Annotated in this window: 13 protein-coding genes and 1 pseudogene; 6 read left to right on the top strand and 8 right to left on the bottom strand. The window is 63.0% G+C overall.

The genetic code is table 11. The annotated features are described in order from the left end of the window. Positions 1-221 precede the first annotated feature (221 nt). The 4 genes from AC07Y9_RS19440 to argE all read right to left on the bottom strand — a co-directional run bounded on the left by AC07Y9_RS19440 (position 222) and on the right by argE (position 5,607). Positions 222-860 carry a peroxiredoxin gene (locus AC07Y9_RS19440; protein ID WP_007928285.1) on the bottom strand — a complete coding sequence of 213 codons (639 nt, stop codon included), beginning with the start codon at positions 858-860 and terminating at the stop codon, positions 222-224. A gap of 272 nt (positions 861-1,132) precedes the next feature. Then, positions 1,133-2,506 carry an OprD family porin gene (locus AC07Y9_RS19435; RefSeq protein WP_087092494.1) on the bottom strand — a complete coding sequence of 458 codons (1,374 nt, stop codon included), beginning with the start codon at positions 2,504-2,506 and terminating at the stop codon, positions 1,133-1,135. Between the two features lie 508 nt (positions 2,507-3,014). Beyond that, positions 3,015-4,313 (bottom strand): amino-acid N-acetyltransferase, encoded by a 1,299-nt coding sequence (gene argA, locus AC07Y9_RS19430; RefSeq protein ID WP_007928273.1) that lies wholly within the window; start codon positions 4,311-4,313, stop codon positions 3,015-3,017. A gap of 145 nt (positions 4,314-4,458) precedes the next feature. Beyond that, positions 4,459-5,607: an acetylornithine deacetylase gene (argE, locus tag AC07Y9_RS19425; RefSeq protein WP_037035237.1), complete on the bottom strand. Its 1,149-nt coding sequence runs from the start codon at positions 5,605-5,607 to the stop codon at positions 4,459-4,461. 159 nt (positions 5,608-5,766) lie between these two features. Here argE and AC07Y9_RS19420 point away from each other — a divergent pair, with 159 nt between their 5' ends. After that, positions 5,767-7,134 carry a CYTH domain-containing protein gene (locus tag AC07Y9_RS19420; protein WP_102678885.1) on the top strand — a complete coding sequence of 456 codons (1,368 nt, stop codon included), beginning with the start codon at positions 5,767-5,769 and terminating at the stop codon, positions 7,132-7,134. 85 nt (positions 7,135-7,219) lie between these two features. Here the strand turns inward: AC07Y9_RS19420 and AC07Y9_RS19415 are convergent, their stop codons facing one another. Then, positions 7,220-7,690 carry an Lrp/AsnC family transcriptional regulator gene (locus AC07Y9_RS19415; RefSeq protein ID WP_007928270.1) on the bottom strand — a complete coding sequence of 157 codons (471 nt, stop codon included), beginning with the start codon at positions 7,688-7,690 and terminating at the stop codon, positions 7,220-7,222. A 124-nt stretch (positions 7,691-7,814) separates the two neighbouring features. On the opposite strand from AC07Y9_RS19415, the gene AC07Y9_RS19410 reads away from it, so the two are divergent. From AC07Y9_RS19410 to AC07Y9_RS19395, 4 genes and pseudogenes are all read left to right on the top strand, one after another. After that, on the top strand, positions 7,815-8,135 hold the full coding sequence (locus AC07Y9_RS19410) for an ACT-like domain-containing protein (RefSeq protein ID WP_009046101.1): 321 nt from the start codon (positions 7,815-7,817) through the stop codon (positions 8,133-8,135). 126 nt (positions 8,136-8,261) lie between these two features. Further along, positions 8,262-10,040, top strand: coding sequence for a type IV pilus assembly ATPase TfpB (gene tfpB, locus AC07Y9_RS19405; protein WP_102678886.1), 1,779 nt, complete (start codon positions 8,262-8,264; stop codon positions 10,038-10,040). 72 nt (positions 10,041-10,112) lie between these two features. Further along, positions 10,113-10,865, top strand: a pseudogene (locus AC07Y9_RS19400) (HAMP domain-containing protein); the annotation flags it as partial. Then, positions 10,857-11,720: a methyl-accepting chemotaxis protein gene (locus AC07Y9_RS19395; protein WP_404943233.1), complete on the top strand. Its 864-nt coding sequence runs from the start codon at positions 10,857-10,859 to the stop codon at positions 11,718-11,720. The pseudogene AC07Y9_RS19400 and the gene AC07Y9_RS19395, both read left to right, overlap by 9 nt. Before the next feature lie 56 nt (positions 11,721-11,776). On the opposite strand, the gene AC07Y9_RS19390 is transcribed toward AC07Y9_RS19395, so the two are convergent. Then, positions 11,777-12,226: a hypothetical protein gene (locus tag AC07Y9_RS19390; RefSeq protein WP_256580873.1), complete on the bottom strand. Its 450-nt coding sequence runs from the start codon at positions 12,224-12,226 to the stop codon at positions 11,777-11,779. Between the two features lie 26 nt (positions 12,227-12,252). Next, on the bottom strand, positions 12,253-12,756 hold the full coding sequence (locus AC07Y9_RS19385; protein WP_256580874.1) for a hypothetical protein: 504 nt from the start codon (positions 12,754-12,756) through the stop codon (positions 12,253-12,255). 187 nt (positions 12,757-12,943) lie between these two features. On the opposite strand from AC07Y9_RS19385, the gene AC07Y9_RS19380 reads away from it, so the two are divergent. Continuing rightward, positions 12,944-13,258: a DUF2388 domain-containing protein gene (locus AC07Y9_RS19380; RefSeq protein ID WP_007928261.1), complete on the top strand. Its 315-nt coding sequence runs from the start codon at positions 12,944-12,946 to the stop codon at positions 13,256-13,258. Positions 13,259-13,335: 77 nt separating this feature from the next. On the opposite strand, the gene gcvP is transcribed toward AC07Y9_RS19380, so the two are convergent. Next, a complete protein-coding gene (gcvP, locus tag AC07Y9_RS19375) occupies positions 13,336-16,209 on the bottom strand; it encodes an aminomethyl-transferring glycine dehydrogenase (RefSeq protein ID WP_102678888.1) in 2,874 nt (957 codons plus the stop codon). Between the last annotated feature and the right edge of the window lie 110 nt (positions 16,210-16,319).

The following is a 16,319-nucleotide window of genomic DNA, read 5'->3' as shown; positions in this document are numbered from 1 at the left end:
TATTTTTTCATTTGTTTATTCTTTAAATGAATATAAGAAAAGCCATTTTCCAGGCAAAAAAATAGGCCGTCGAAACGGCCCAAAAACCCCTGCTTTGTGGATACATCAATCTTTGTAGGAGCGAGCTTGCTCGCGAAGCGGCGTACCTGACACGCCGTGTTGACCCCATCGCCAGCAAGCTGGCTCCTACAGCAACACGCCGCCGCGTAATCGAAAACGGCTTAGCGATTCGGCTGTGGAGTCAGGCGCAGGTAGGGTTTGACCGCGCGATAGCCTTTGGGGAAGCGTTTCTTGATTTCCTCTTCGTCCTTGAGCGACGGCACGATCACCACTTCATCACCGTCCTGCCAGTTGGCCGGGGTGGCCACCTTGTAGTTGTCGGTGAGCTGCAGCGAGTCGATCACCCGCAGGATCTCGTGGAAGTTGCGCCCGGTACTGGCCGGGTAGGTGATGGTCAGGCGCACCTTCTTGTTCGGGTCGATGACGAACAGCGAACGCACGGTCAGGGTGTCGTTGGCATTCGGGTGGATCAGGTCGTACAGGTCCGAGACCTTGCGGTCGGCGTCGGCCAGGATCGGGAAGTTGACGAGGGTGTTCTGGGTTTCGTTGATGTCCTCGATCCACTTGTGGTGCGAGTCCACCGGGTCCACCGACAGGGCAATGGCTTTCACGCCGCGCTGGGCGAACTGCTCCTTGAGCTTGGCGGTGAATCCCAGTTCGGTGGTGCACACCGGGGTGAAGTCCGCCGGATGGGAAAACAGCACGCCCCAACTGTCGCCGAGCCACTCATGGAAGCGAATCTTGCCGGCACTGGAATCCTGTTCGAAGTCGGGGGCGATGTCGCCAAGTCTGAGGCTCATGTTGCTGCTCCTGTGAGTGCGTTATGAGCCCTACTGTGCCTGCGCCTGGGAATATTTAAAAAGAATAAATATCGATTTATTTAGACTGTAAAGGAATATTAAAAATCTCTTCACTGGATTCGCGCACGCCCAGGGCACACCATCCTCGACAAGGTTCGAGAAGGCCTTGAGTAGCTGTAAAGAGGGGTTTCGGGGAGGACCTGCGGGGGTGGGTCCGACCTGGATGACAACACCTCGCCCGGCATTGCGCCGGGCGAGGTTTTAACGTCGGATTACAACAGCGGGATCGAGTAGCTGACGATCAGGCGGTTTTCGTCCTGCGAGCGCTGGCCCGGAATGTCGTTACGCCACATGGCGTTTTTCCAAGTCAGGCCGAGGTTTTTCAGTGGACCTTCCGGAATCACGTAGGCCACGGTCAGGTCGCGTTCCCACTCGCTGGCGTTGGTAACCGAAACGGAACGCTGAGGGGTAACGGAACCCTCTCGGCCAGTCGTATCGATGTTGTCGCCACGCAGATAGATCACGCCGGCGGTCAGGCCAGGCACGCCTACCTTGGCGAAATCGTAGGAGTAGCGAGCTTGCCAGGTACGTTCACCAGCACGGGCGAACTTGGCGATCTGCATGTCGGTAGTCAGGTAAGCCGACGAACCATCACCCTGGTTCAGCCAAGGGAAATCGCTGTCACCGTTACTGACCTGGTAGCCACCACCGAAGGTATGGCCGGCAACCGAGTACAGGAACAGGCCGCTGATCAGGTTGTTATCAACCTTGCCCTTGGTGATGCCGGTACCGTAGTCACCGGTGGTGTAGTAGGCCGAGTCATGGCCGTTGGCACCGTCGTCGCGGCTGTTGAAGTAGCGCAGGTCAGACTTCAATACGCCCGGGCCGATAGCCCAGTTGTGCAGCAGGCCAACGAAGTGCTGCTTGTAGAAGTCTTTCAGGTTGCCGTAGTAGTACTGAGCGGTCAGATCTTTAGTGATCTTGTAGTCACCACCACCGTAGATGAACTTGTTGCTGTCGCGACCAGCAGCGGTGTGCGCGTTGGCGCCGGCAATCGACAGTTCTTCGTTGTTGCTGGAGTTACGACCCTTGGCATGCTCGATCTGACCGCCAACCAGTGTCAGGTCCTTGATGTCGTTCGAGGTGATCTGACCGCCCTGGAAGGTTTGCGGCAGCATACGACCATCGTTGGTCACGATGACTGGCAGTTTTGGCTGCAGGGTACCGAGCTTCAGCTCAGTCTGAGAGATCTTGGCTTTGGCGGTCAGGCCCAGGCTGGAGTAGTTATCGACTGCTTTGCCGTTGGACTCGCTCGGGAAGACAGTGCCGCCATAAGAAGTAGCAGAGGCGCCGTTGGTGCCGCCGCCCGAGTCCAGCTTGATACCCAGCAGGCCGATGGCGTCGAGACCGAATCCAACGGTGCCTTCGGTGTAACCGGAAATGAAGTTGAGCTGGAAGCCTTGGCCCCACTCTTCCTGCTTGTTCTGTGCGCCGGACGCCTTGGTATCGGCATCACGGTTATCAGTATTGATATAGAAGTTACGCAGACCCAGAGTGGCCTTGCTGTCTTCGATGAAACCGGCGGCGCCTGCCTGCTGCGCCAGAACCCCAACGGCCACAGCCAGGGCCAAGGTGGACTTGTTCATGTTTCGCTCCTCTCGTTTCTAATTCTTGTGTACTCAGGCCCAGGGTCTGATGCCCCGGGTCCATCGGTGGGCGATTAGCGCCAGACCGTGACTCATAAGTCAATCGTAACCAACTGTGTCTACGACCAAGGTCTAATCGCGATGATTTGCTCCTTGCAGGGTAATGAGTTTTTCATAATCCCAAAAAGAATTATTTCATTCTTTTTCATACCGTTCGGGAATATCGCCAGGTATGCCTGCTCGAGCCGTGGCACAAGGTATCGGCGTACCGTCTGATTCCTGAATGGTATTTCCCCGCTGACCTTTAGATCGATCAGTTAAAACATAAGCCAGATACGTCAACCAGTATCAAAAAGGCGACGCAATAATGGCTTTGCGCCGATGGTCGCGTCAATTTGTTACAGTTTTTGTGTCAGGCGAATTTATTTTTCTGAAACACAAATCGCTTGCGCGCGGGCCCAGCAAAAACCCGCTCCTGTCAAGAGCGGGTTGCCGAAGGGAGTGATGCTCAGAGGGCTTTTTCGAAGATCTTCGAGTTGCGCTGGTAGTTGTACAGCGAGGCCCGCGCGGAAGGCAGGCGCTCGACACTGCTAGGTGCGAAACCGCGTTCGCGGAACCAGTGGGCGGTACGGGTGGTGAGGACAAACAGGGTTTTCAGGCCCTGGGCCCGGGCCCGGGTTTCGATCCTTTCCAACAGTTCGTCGCCGCGACCGCCGTGGCGGTATTCCGGGTTCACCGCCAGGCAGGCCAGCTCCCCGGCGTCGGAATCGGCGATCTGGTAGAGCGCGGCACAGGCGATGATCATCCCCTCGCGCTCGACCACGCTGAACTGTTCGATCTCACGCTCCAGCACCTCGCGGGAACGCCGCACCAGAATCCCCTGCTCTTCCAGCGGGCTGATCAGATCCAGCAGACCGCCGACGTCCTCGATGGCCGCCTCGCGGACCAGTTCGAACTGCTCCTGGGCCACCAGCGTACCGCCACCGTCACGGGTGAACAGCTCGGTCAGCAGCGCGCCGTCTTCGGCGTAGCTGACGATATGACTGCGCCCCACTCCACCCCGACAGGCTTCGGCCGCGGCATCCAGCAGTTCCGCCTGATAGTTGCCGCCCAGACGCTGCAAATGCGCCGGCACCTGCTGCGGACGCAGTTCGCGCACCAGGTTACCGCTTTCATCCAACAGGCCACGCTCGGCGCCGAACAGCAGCAGCTTGTCGGCAGCCAGGTCGATGGCCGCGCGGGTGGCGACGTCTTCGCAGGCGAGGTTGAAGATTTCCCCGGTCGGCGAGTAGCCCAAGGGCGACAGCAGTACGATCGAGCGCTCGTCCAGCAGGCGATTGATACCCTTGCGATCGACCCGGCGCACTTCGCCGGTGTGGTGATAGTCGACGCCTTCGAGCACGCCGATCGGCCGGGCGGTCACCAGGTTGCCGCTGGCGACCCGCAGCCGCGAACCCTGCATCGGTGAGGACGCCATGTCCATGGACAGCCGCGCTTCGATGGCGATGCGCAACTGGCCGACGGCGTCGATCACACATTCCAGGGTCGCCGCATCGGTGATGCGCATGCCGTGGTGGTAATGCGGGGTCAGGCCACGGGCGGCCAGGCGGGTTTCGATCTGTGGACGCGAGCCATGCACCAGCACCAGGCGCACACCCATGCTGTGCAGCAGCACCAGGTCATGGACGATGTTGCCGAAGTTCGGATGTTCTACGCCGTCGCCGGGCAGCATGACCACGAAGGTGCAGTCGCGGTGGGCGTTGATATAAGGAGAAGCGTGACGAAGCCAATTGACGTAATCGGGCATAACCTGAGCCTGTAAATAAGAAGCAGCCTATAAAAGGACGAAACGGGAAAACGCACAGCGGGCTGGTGGTTATCGTCGGAACAGGCTTGGCGACACGCTCGCTCTCCTTGAGGTACGGGCTTGGCCGTCGGTGATTTAGTAGAAATCAGGCCGGCGTCAGGCAGTAATGGTTAATCAGTTCACGTAGTAGATGCACGGTAGGCTGCAAGCGTGACATTTCGAGGTATTCCCCCGGCTGGTGAGCACAGGCGATGTCGCCCGGGCCCAGTACCACTGTCTCGCAGCCAAGGCGCTGAAGATAAGGCGCTTCGGTGCCGAACGCCACTGCTTCGGCGCGATGGCCGGTCAGGCGTTCGGCCACCCGCACCAGTTCGCAGTCTTCGGCCTGCTCGAAGGCCGGCGCTTCGGGGAACAGCGGCGCATAGTCGATCTTCACCTGATGCCGCTCGGCCACGGGCACCAGCTTCTGTCGGATGGCCGCGCGCAGCGCCTGCGGGTCCATGCCCGGCAACGGCCGCAGGTCGAACTCCAGCGAGCACTGACCGCAGATCCGGTTCGGGTTGTCGCCACCGTGGATACACCCAAGGTTCAGGGTCGGCTGCGGCACGCTGAACTGCGGATTGCGGAATTCGCGCTGCCACGCCAGGCGCAGGCCGCGCAGTTCGCCGATGGCATCGTGCATGGCTTCCAGGGCGCTATGGCCCAGGCTCGGGTCGGAGGAATGGCCGCTGCGCCCGAGAATATCGATGCGCTCCATCATCACGCCTTTGTGCATGCGGATCGGCCGCAGCCCGGTCGGCTCGCCGATCACCGCGGCGCGCCCCAATGGCCGGCCGGCTTCGGCCAGGGCGCGGGCGCCCGCCATGGAACTTTCCTCGTCACAGGTGGCGAGGATCAGCAATGGCTGCTTGAAAGGCTGGTCCAGCAGCGGCCGGACCGCCTCGATGACCAGGGCGAAAAAGCCTTTCATGTCGCAGCTGCCGAGGCCGACCCAGCGTCCGTCGACCTCGGTGAGCTTCAGCGGGTCGGTCTGCCACAACGCGCCGTCGTAGGGCACGGTGTCGCTGTGTCCGGCCAGCACCAGGCCACCGGGGCCGCTGCCGAAGCTGGCGAGCAGATTGAACTTGCCGGGGCTGACCTGCTGGATGTCGCAGGCAAAACCCAGGTCGCCGAGCCAGCTCGCCAACAGGTCTATGACCGCACGATTGGACTGATCCAGCGCCGGCTGGGTACAGCTGACCGAAGGTGTGGCAATCAGCGCAGCGAACTGCTCTTTCATGGACGGCAATGGCATGCGCTGGCTCCCGGGTTCCAAGATGAAGTCCATCATAGAGCCATCCTGCGACAGGAATAAACCGCCACGGCACCTCGACGCGGCGAGTCCTGTACACTGCACGGCCTTGGCAGCCACACATTTCCCCCGGCTGCGCTCCCGATCCTGGATTTTCCGGCCATGCAGAAAGAAACCGAAATCAAACTCCGCGTCAGCCGCGAAACCCTCGCCGCCCTGCGTGAGCACCCGCTCCTGAAAAAACGCAACAAAAGTGGCTGGGAACACCGCGAACTGATGAACCAGTACTTCGACACGCCCGAGCGCGACCTGGCCCGCGCCAAGGTCGCCCTGCGCCTGCGCCGCGACGGCGAAGAAGTGATCCAGACCCTCAAGACCCGCGGCCAGAGCGTCGCCGGCCTGTCGGAACGCAACGAGTACGACTGGCACCTGGCCAAAGCCAAGCTCGACCTGAAGAAACTCGACGGCGAATGCTGGCCCGAGCAACTGGCCGAGCTGGACAAGAAGACCCTCAAGCCGATCTTCACCACCGATTTCGTCCGCGAGCGCGCGGAAATCGCCTGGGGCCGCGGCAAGGCCAAGGTGGTGATCGAAGCCGCCCTGGACCTGGGCCACGTGATCGCCGGCAAGCAGAAGGAAGAGATCTGCGAGCTGGAACTGGAACTGCGCGAAGGCGAACCGGCCGCCCTGCTGGAGCTGGCCGCCGAGCTGGCCGCCACCCTGCCGCTGATGCCCTGCGATATCAGCAAGGCCGAGCGCGGCTACCGCCTGTTCGACGCCAACAGCTACTCCCTGAGCCTGCCCGCTCCGGAGCTGAGCGCGCAAACGCCGCTGGACGACGCCTTCGCGGCGCTGACCTGGCACCTGCTGGGCAGCAGCCAGCGCCTGGCCGAGCAATATCGCTTCAACGGTCACTGGCGCCTGCTGCAGGACTGGGTCGAGAACCTGGCGGAACTGCGCGCCCTGGTCAGCAGCCTGGGCCAGGCCGCGCCGCGCCAGGCGACCGCCGAGTTGCGCGCGTCGCTGGACGGCCTGCTGGAAGACTGGCGCCCGCTGGTACAAGCCGGCCTGGACGACGAAGACGTGCGCAAGGCCGCGCCCGAGCAGTTCATCGAAGAGCTGCAGGACGTGCGCTGGGGCCTGTTCTCGCTGAACACCTCGCGCTGGTTGCTGGCCCGCAGCTGGACCGCCGAGCGCAATACCCGTGGCAACCGCCAGGGTGCGGCGCAACTGGGCAGCTGGTTGCCGCGCCTGCTGGCCGACGAAGCCAGCGCCCTGCAACTGCCACGCTACCAGCAGCAACCGGAAGACCTGGCCGAGCAACTGCCGCGCATCGAACGCATCCAGTCCTGGTTGCATCACGCGCGCAGCGTGCTGGAAATCCCGGAGCTGGACCGCCTATACGGCGAGTTGAACAAGCTGGCGCAGCTGGCCAACGAGCCGATCACCGACGAAACCCTGGATGCCCGCAAGCAACAGGCGATCACGGTGTTCCAGAACCGCGCATGGAAAACCCTGCTGCGCATGTAACGGCCTGATCGCGAGCAAGCTCGCTCCTACAGGTTCGCGGTAACCCCTTGTAGGAGCGAGCTTGCTCGCGATAGCGCCAACTGCATCAACGCAGGACCGGCAGGCTGGTCGTGGACTTGATTTCCGACAGCGCCACGATCGAATTCACTTCCTGGATCCCCGGCACCATCGACAGTTTCTCGAAGAAGAAACGCTCGTACGCCTCGATGTCCGCCGTGACGATGCGCAACAGGAAATCCACCGCCCCCATCAGCACATAACACTCCAGCACTTCCGGAAAACCGCGGATCGCCTCGGTGAATTCGGTGAAGTTGGAACGGCCGTGAGCGTTGAGTTTGACCTCGGCGAAGATCTGCGTGTTGAGGCCGATCTTCTTGCGGTCGAGCAAGGTCACCTGGCCACGGATCACCCCCTCCTCCTTGAGCCGCTGGATCCGCCGCCAGCAAGGTGACTGCGACAAGCCCACCTGCTCGGCGATCTGCGCGCTGGACAGCGAAGCGTCCTCTTGCAGCAGCGCCAGGATGCGGCGGTCGTAAGCGTCCAGCTCGCTATGCATAGAAAACCCTCAATAATCTTTAAAGACGAATTATCCAATTCGATAATCCGGAAAATACGTTCATCTTAGATAAAAAATACCCGCAACCGAATGTAAAAATTTCTCCATTGATCTGGAGAACCCCATGCCCTCTCTCGAAGCCGTCAGTTCCCGCGCCGATGTGTGGAATGTCGCCAACACCCATTGCCGGGTGCATTACCAACTGGTCACCGACGCCGAAGCCGATGTGCTGTGCCGGGTGCTCAATCATTTCGCCCTGCAGTCCCTGCTGCCACAGCAAGTCCAGGTGCAACAGCAGGACGGCTCGTTGCTGATGGAAGTGCTGCTCGACGGCCTGAGCTGGCACCGCGCCCAGGTCATCGCGGAAAAACTGCGCAACCTGATCAGCGTGTGTTCGGTACAGCTGCAACTGGCCGAGCGCGAGCCGTTGCAGGCCGCCGGCTGAGGGCGCCAGGCAAAACCCTGCAACGCTTGGGCGACTGGCGGTCGTCATCCCGGGACTATTCTTGGCATTGCGTGGTCAGAGGCGCATCTAACCCGCCTGCTGCCGGATTGTTCACAAGGAGCCCGCATGTCCGTTCCTCTCGTTACCCAGGACCACTGGCTGGATCTCAACGACCTGCTGCGCGACCTGGTCGCCCAGGGTTTCATCAGCCAGGACTCGGCCGAACACGCCCTGACCACCCGTCGTAATGCCGCCAACAGCCAGCTGCATCCGCTGGAGTTTCTCGCCAGCCAGCACCTGGAAGACCTCAGCCGGCCCGGCAGGCGCCTGGACCTGGAAAGCCTGACCCTGTGGCTGGCGCAACAGGCCGGCCAGCCGTACCTGCGCATCGACCCGCTGAAAATCGACGTCGCCGCCGTCACCCCGCTGATGTCCTACGCCTTCGCCCAGCGCCACAAGATCCTCGCGGTGTCGATCGACGCCGAGGCCATCACGGTGGCCAGCGCCCAGCCTTACGTCAGTGCCTGGGAAGCCGACCTGACCCACGTGTTGAAACTGCCGATCAAGCGGGTGGTGGCCAACCCGGTGGAAATCCAGCGCCTGACCGTGGAGTTCTTCCGCCTGGCCAAGTCGGTCACCGGCGCCAGCGCCGACCAGAAAAGCCACGCCCCGGGCAATTTCGAACAACTGCTCAACCTCGGCGCCAGCGATCAGGAGCCCGACGCCAACGACGCGCACATCGTCAACATCGTCGATTGGCTGTTCCAGTACGCGTTCCAGCAACGGGCCAGCGATATCCACATCGAGCCGCGCCGCGAACAAGGCACCGTGCGCTTTCGCATCGACGGGGTGCTGCACAACGTCTATCAGTTCCCGCCCCAGGTCACCATGGCCGTGGTCAGCCGCCTGAAAAGCCTGGGCCGGATGAACGTCGCGGAAAAACGCAAACCCCAGGACGGCCGGGTCAAGACCAAGACCCCGGAAGGCGGCGAAGTGGAATTGCGCCTGTCGACCCTGCCCACCGCCTTCGGCGAAAAAATGGTCATGCGCATCTTCGACCCCGAGGTGCTGCTCAAGGACTTCGACCAGTTGGGGTTCTCCAGCGACGACCTGCGGCGCTGGCAGGAAATGACCCGCCAGCCCAACGGCATCATCCTGGTCACCGGCCCCACCGGTTCGGGCAAGACCACCACCCTGTACACCACCCTGAAGAAGCTGGCGACGCCGGAGGTCAACCTCTGCACCATCGAGGACCCGATCGAGATGGTCGAGCCGGCGTTCAACCAGATGCAGGTCCAGCACAACATCGAGCTGACCTTCGCCAGCGGCGTGCGCGCGCTGATGCGCCAGGACCCGGACATCATCATGATCGGCGAGATCCGCGACCTGGAAACCGCGGAGATGGCGATCCAGGCCGCGCTCACCGGCCACCTGGTGCTGTCGACCCTGCACACCAACGACGCGCCCGGCGCCATCAGCCGCCTGCTGGAACTGGGCGTCGCGCCTTACCTGATCAAGGCCACGCTGCTGGGAGTCATGGCCCAGCGCCTGGTGCGCACCCTGTGCCCGCACTGCAAGACCCCGCTGACCCTGGACGAAGGCGACTGGCAAAGCCTGACCCGGCCCTGGCAGGCACCGCTGCCCAGCCATGCCCACGGCGCCACCGGCTGCCTGGAATGCCGCGATACCGGCTACCGGGGCCGCGCCGGGGTGTATGAAATCATGCAGTTGAGCGACAGCCTCAAAGCCCTGATCAGCGCCGACGCCGACCTGCTCGCCATACGCCGCCAGGCCTTCTTGGAAGGCATGCGCAGCCTGCGCCTGTCCGGAGCGCAGAAAGTCGCGGCCGGGCTGACCACCCTCGAAGAAATATTGCGGGTCACGCCACAAAGCGAGCAGCGATAAGGCCCCTCGCCAGTGGCTTCCCGTGCCTCTGGACTACGCTTAGGCACACGTCCAAGCGAGCAGGGAACGGGCATGAACATCCGTCAGAAAATGATCGTCTCCGGAGCGGTCAGTGTGCTGGCCATCGCACTCGTCTCCAGCATCGGCTGGTGGGGCCAGGTGCGACTGGCGCAAGCGCTGGCGGACAGCCAGCTCAATGCCAGCGCGCTGCGCAATCACCTGGAAGCCGACATGATGCACGACGCGCTGCGGGCCGATGTGCTGGCCGCCTTCGCCAGCCAGCCCGGCACTGCCAGCGAGGGCGAGCAGATCAGAAGCGACCTGCGCGAACATGGCGAATGGTTCCGCAAGGCCCTCGCGGAAAATGCCGGGCTGCCCCTGGCGCCGGACATTCGCCAGGCCATCGGCGAGCTGCAGCCGGTGCTGGAAAACTACATTGGCGCCGCGCAACAGATTGCCGAACAGGCGCTGCGCGACCCTGTCGCCGCCCGCGCGGCAATGCCGGCGTTCGCCAAGAGCTTCAGCGAGGTGGAAAGCCGCAACGAGACCCTGAGCAGCAAGATCGAAACCAGTACCGCGCAGGCTCGCGAAGCCAGCGAAAAAGCCGTGCGCCAGGCCGGCTGGTGGCTGGTTGGCGGCAGCCTGCTGGCCGTATTGGCGCTCTGCCTGCTGACTCGCCGGTTATTGCACTCGGTACTGCGTCCCCTGGAAAAATCGGTTGCCACGGCCCGGGCCATCGCCCAGGGCAACCTCAGCCTGCCGATCAGCGTCGACAGCGACGACGAGGCCGGGCAGCTGCAAAAAGCCCTGGGCGAGATGCAGAACAACCTGCGGGACATGATCACCACCATTCGCCGCGAAAGCGAAGGCCTGCAAGGCACCTCCCACAACCTGAGCCAGACCTCCCAGGGCATTGCCAGCGGGGCCAACGAGCAGGCCCAGGGCGCAAACAGCATGGCCGCGGCCATGGAGCAGATGATCGGCAATATCGCCCAGGTGGCCGAGCATGCGCGTAACGCTCAGGACATCTCGGCACAGTCGGAATCCCTCGCCGGCAGCGGCGGCCAGGTCATCCTTGGGGTGGTCGATGGCATGGCCCATATTGCCGAGGCGGTCAATCAGTCGTCGCAAAGCATCACCGCCCTTGGCCAATCCTCGGAGGAAATCCACTCGATCATCCAGGTGATCAACAGCATCGCCGAGCAGACCAACCTGCTGGCCCTGAACGCCGCGATCGAGGCAGCCCGCGCCGGCGAGGCCGGGCGCGGGTTCGCCGTGGTCGCCGACGAAGTGCGCAGCCTGGCCGGGCGCACGGCGCAATCGACCCGGGAAATCACCGGCATGATCGAGCGCATCCGCGAAACCACCAGCCAGGCGGTGCGCAGCATGCAAACCGGGGTCAGCCGGGTGAACGACGGGGTGAGCATGGCCCAGCAGGCCGGCACCTCGATCAACGAAATCCGCGAAGGCGCGCAACGCTCGGCGCTGATGGTCGAGGAGATTTCCCACACCATCGGCGAGCAGTCCAAGGCCAGCAGTGAAGTGGCGCAACAGGTGGAGATGATCAATCAGGTTGCGCAACGCAACAGCCAGGCCATGCATGAACTGGCGACGACGGTCGAACACATGGAGCGCTCCGTCGCCACCTTGCAGACCTCGGTGACGCGTTTTCAGTTGTAAGAAGGGCCCGGGCCACCCGTGAAAAGATACCACCGACGACAGCCCGCAGCGGCCCGCTACCAGTCGGCGACACCCAATCCGGCATTGGGCTTGATCCACAGCACCGCTCCGTTATCACGGCGTTGCTGTATCGAGCGCCCGGCGTCGAGCGCTTCCCCCGTACGCAGGTTCTGCGCGCAGTCCGACTTGCTCGGGCTGAACATCAGGGTCCCCGGCGTGTCCTGGCGAACCCTCATGCCGCGGGGGTAGTGCCAATCGCCCAGGGTCAGGTCTTGCGCCAGTTGCCCGCGCCAACGTCCGGGTTGCCGCTGCTCGTCGAGGTCCAGGCTCAGGTCCGACAGCGCTATCCCCTGGATAACCACCGCCGGTGAAGCCAGACCGATGGTGTCGATGCTGAACCTGCCGTCGTACTGCCTGACCTCGCTGGAGTCCGGCCACTTCACCCCGGCCACATCGGCCCCGGTCACCAGGGTGCAGGCAGAGAAGCGCCAGCGACTGGGCTGCAAGCGGTCCGCGTCGGCAATGTCCAGCGTTACCCAGGTGCCGCCGGCGCAGGCCAGCCCGCAACGACCTGGTCACGGCTCAGCAGCATTTTTGAGAGAGGGCCGCTGCCGTACATCTGCAACTCTGTAACCTCCACACCGTTGATCCTGTGTGGTGCAGCGAATTCGGCGTAAAAGAGGCTGCGCAGTCCATGCGGTTGCGGCCGGCCTTGCGCATCCAGGGGTTCAAGTGTTCTCAGATTCAGCTTGGCACCTGCGGGCAATTGCAGGCCATCAAGCTGTACGTCCTGCTCAAGTTGCGGGTGGTGCGCCTTATTCAGTTGATTGTCCCGGTGGATTTTCCACAGTACGCAAACCACGATGATTACGCATACCCCTGCAAGCACACCGAAGTGCAGGGGCTGACGACGCATCCGGTGTCGGCAGGCCGGAATGAGCAAGGCAATCAACAGCAAGGGAAGTCCGATAAAGGACAGCAACACCAGGTTCAGCAGGGTTCCATACATCATCGCGCCAAAAATCAAGGCAAGCATCCGTGCAGTCGAGAAAGTCGCCCATGGTGACAAATGCGACTGCTGCGTTCCAGTGCGCCGACTCAACGCCGAAGTACCGCTCAGCCCCCGTCCACACAGGCGAAAGCTTGTTGGAGCAGCAGGGAACTCAATCGGGCCAACGCCTATCAAAGGGCTCAGTTTTCCCCCCTAGTTGGAGTCACCCACCATGCGTCTCAAAACAGCTGTCGCCACCCTGGCCCTGCTTTCCCTGCCTGTAGGTTCGGCAATGGCCGACAGCTTCTGGCGTAACATCCTTTCCACCGGCGCCACCACCGCGTCCACCTACCTGACTTCCAAGGATCACAAGCTGATCGGCGCCGCCCAGGACGACGCCAGCAGCTTCGTCGCCAGCGAAGGCAACATCCGCGGTCCGTACCTGGAAGCCGCGATGCAGAAAGTCCGGGCCGACAACCCAGGCCTGCAGGCCACCGACATGGAGCTGGCCAACGCGATCCTGGCGAAAAACGCCGTCGCCCAGTGACCGCCAGCCTGTAGCCAGGCTGACGCAACGAAAAATGCCGCTCACGAGAGCGGCATTTTTTTGCCCGCCGTTCGAGCTCAGCGATAGGCATCCACCGGTACGCAGGCGCAGAACAGGTTGCGGTCGCCGTAGACATTGTCGACCCGGTTCACCGTCGGCCAGTACTTGTGCGCCCTGGCGTGGGGGCTGGGGATCACTGCCTGCTCGATGCTGTAGGGCCGTTCCCAGACCCCAGCGATGTCCGCCAGGGTATGGGGCGAGCGCTTGAGCGGGTTGTCTTCGGCCGGCCAGTTGCCTTCCTGGACCTGGGCGATTTCGGCACGAATGCTCAGCATGGCCTCGATAAAACGGTCCAGCTCAGCCTTGGACTCGCTTTCGGTGGGTTCCACCATCAGCGTGCCCGGCACCGGGAACGACATGGTCGGCGCATGAAAACCGTAGTCCATCAGACGCTTGGCCACATCCTCTTCGCTGATGCCGGTCTGCGCCTTGAGCGGCCGCAGGTCGAGAATGCATTCGTGGGCGACCCGGCCATTGCGCCCGCTGTAGAGCACCGCAAAGGCCCCGCTCAGGTGTTCGGCCAGGTAGTTCGCCGAGAGGATCGCCACCTCGCTGGCATCCGCCAGCTGCGGGCCCATCAGGGCGATGTACATCCAACTGATCGGCAGGATGCTCGCGCTGCCCCAGGGCGCCGCGCTGACCGCGCCGTTCTGCGGCAGCGGCCCGTCGATGGCCACCACCGGGTGGTTGGCCACGAACGGCGCCAGGTGCGCCCGCACGCCGATCGGCCCCATGCCCGGGCCACCGCCGCCGTGGGGAATGCAGAAGGTCTTGTGCAAGTTCATGTGGGAAACGTCGGCGCCGATATCGGCCGGCCGCGTCAGCCCGACCTGGGCATTGAGGTTGGCGCCGTCCATGTACACCTGGCCGCCGTGACTGTGGATCACCTCGCAGATCTCACTGATGCCCTCTTCGTACACCCCGTGGGTCGAAGGATAAGTGGCCATCAGGCACGCCAGGTGTTCGCCCGCAATCTGCGCCTTGTCCTTCAGGTCTTGCAGGTCGACGTTGCCGGCGGCGTCGCAATCGACGATCACCACCTGCATGCCGGCCATCTGCGCCGAGGCCGGGTTGGTGCCGTGGGCCGAGGCGGGAATCAGACAGATATTGCGCTCTCCCTGCTGGCGGCTCTCGTGGTATTTGCGGATCGCCAGCAACCCGGCGTACTCGCCCTGGGCCCCGGAGTTGGGCTGCATGCAGATCGCATCGAAGCCGGTAATGGCGCATAACCAGCGCTCCAGCTCCTCGATCATCAGCGAATAGCCGAGGGCCTGTTCCGGCGGGACAAAGGGATGCAGGTTGGCGAAGCCGGGCCAGGTGATGGGGATCATCTCGCTGCTGGCATTGAGCTTCATGGTGCAGGAGCCCAGCGGGATCATCGACTGGTTCAGCGCCAGATCCTTGTTCTCCAGCTGCTTGAGATAGCGCAGCATCTCGGTTTCGCTGTGATGGCTGTTGAATACCGGATGGCTCAGGTAAGACGTGCTGCGCAGCAAGTCCTGGGGGATGCCCGGGACCAGGGTTTCAGCATCCAGTTGCGCGACGTCCAGCCCGTGGTCGGCGCCGAGGAACACATCGAACAGCCGGGCGACGGTGCTCTCGTCGCAGGTTTCATCCAGGCTCAGGCCCAGGTGCCCGCGTCCGAGGATCCGCAGATTGATCTGCGCGGCCTTGGCGCTCTCGATGATGGCCGTCTGGCTACCGCCGACCTCCAGCGTCAGGGTGTCGAAGAACTGCCGGTTCAGCCGCTCGATGCCCTTGCGCTCAAGGCCGGCGGCAAGGATGCAGGTCAGGCGATGGACGCGCTGGGCGATGCGCCGCAAGCCTTCCGGGCCGTGATAGACCGCGTAGAAACTGGCGATATTGGCCAGCAGCACCTGGGCGGTGCAGATGTTCGAGTTGGCCTTCTCGCGGCGGATATGCTGCTCGCGGGTCTGCAGGGCCATGCGCAGCGCCACGTTGCCCCGGGCATCCTTGGACACGCCGATGATCCGTCCCGGAATCGCCCGCTTGTACTCCTCGCGGCTGGCGAAGAACGCTGCGTGGGGCCCGCCGTAGCCCATGGGCACGCCAAAGCGCTGGGACGAACCGAACACTACGTCGGCCCCCAGCTCGCCCGGCGGCGTCAGCAGCAACAGGCTCAACAGATCGGCCGCCACGCAGGCCAGCGCCTGCTGCGCGTGCAGGTGATCGATCAGCGGCCGCAGGTCGCGAATCTCGCCGTGGGTGTCCGGGTATTGCAACAAGGCGCCGAACACCTGGTGCCGCTTGAGGTTGTCTAGGCTGTCGACCACCAGTTCGAAGCCGAACCCTTCGGCACGGGTCTGCACCACCGAGAGGGTCTGCGGATGGCAGTTCTGGTCGACGAAGAACAGATTGCTTTTCGACTTGGCCACGCGCTTGGCCAGGGCCATGGCTTCGGCGGCGGCCGTGGCTTCGTCCAGCAGCGAGGCGTTGGCCAGCTCCAGGCCGGTGAGGTCGATGGTCAGTTGCTGGAAATTGAGCAGGGCTTCGAGCCGGCCCTGGGCGATTTCCGGTTGGTAGGGCGTGTAGGCGGTGTACCAGCCGGGGTTTTCCAGCACGTTGCGCAGGATCACCGTGGGGGTCAGGGTGCCGTGATAACCCATGCCGATCAGGCTGGTCCAGACCTGGTTCTGCTCGGCGTAACCGCGCAGCTTGGCCAGGGCGGCCTGCTCGTCCAGCGCTGGCGGCAGGTCCAGCGGACGGTTGAAACGGATGCCCGGCGGCACGGTCTGTTCGATCAGCTCGACCCGGCTGCCCAGGCCCAGGCTGTCGAGCATCGCTTGCTGCTCGGCGGCGTCGGGCCCGAGGTGACGCCGCAGAAAGGCATTGGGATCGCGTAACTGACTCAAGGACGGCAACTGGGACATGACGGGCTCTCTCTCAGGCGGCGCTCGGCGTCGATGGAACACGGTCAAAGCAGCATAGCAGCCGATCCCGCACGCCGACGGTATGGCACCCCGGGCGAACCGGTAGCATG

It is taken from the genome of Pseudomonas sp. GW456-L12, assembly GCF_059424045.1.
This window is presented reverse-complemented; position numbering and strand designations above follow the sequence as displayed.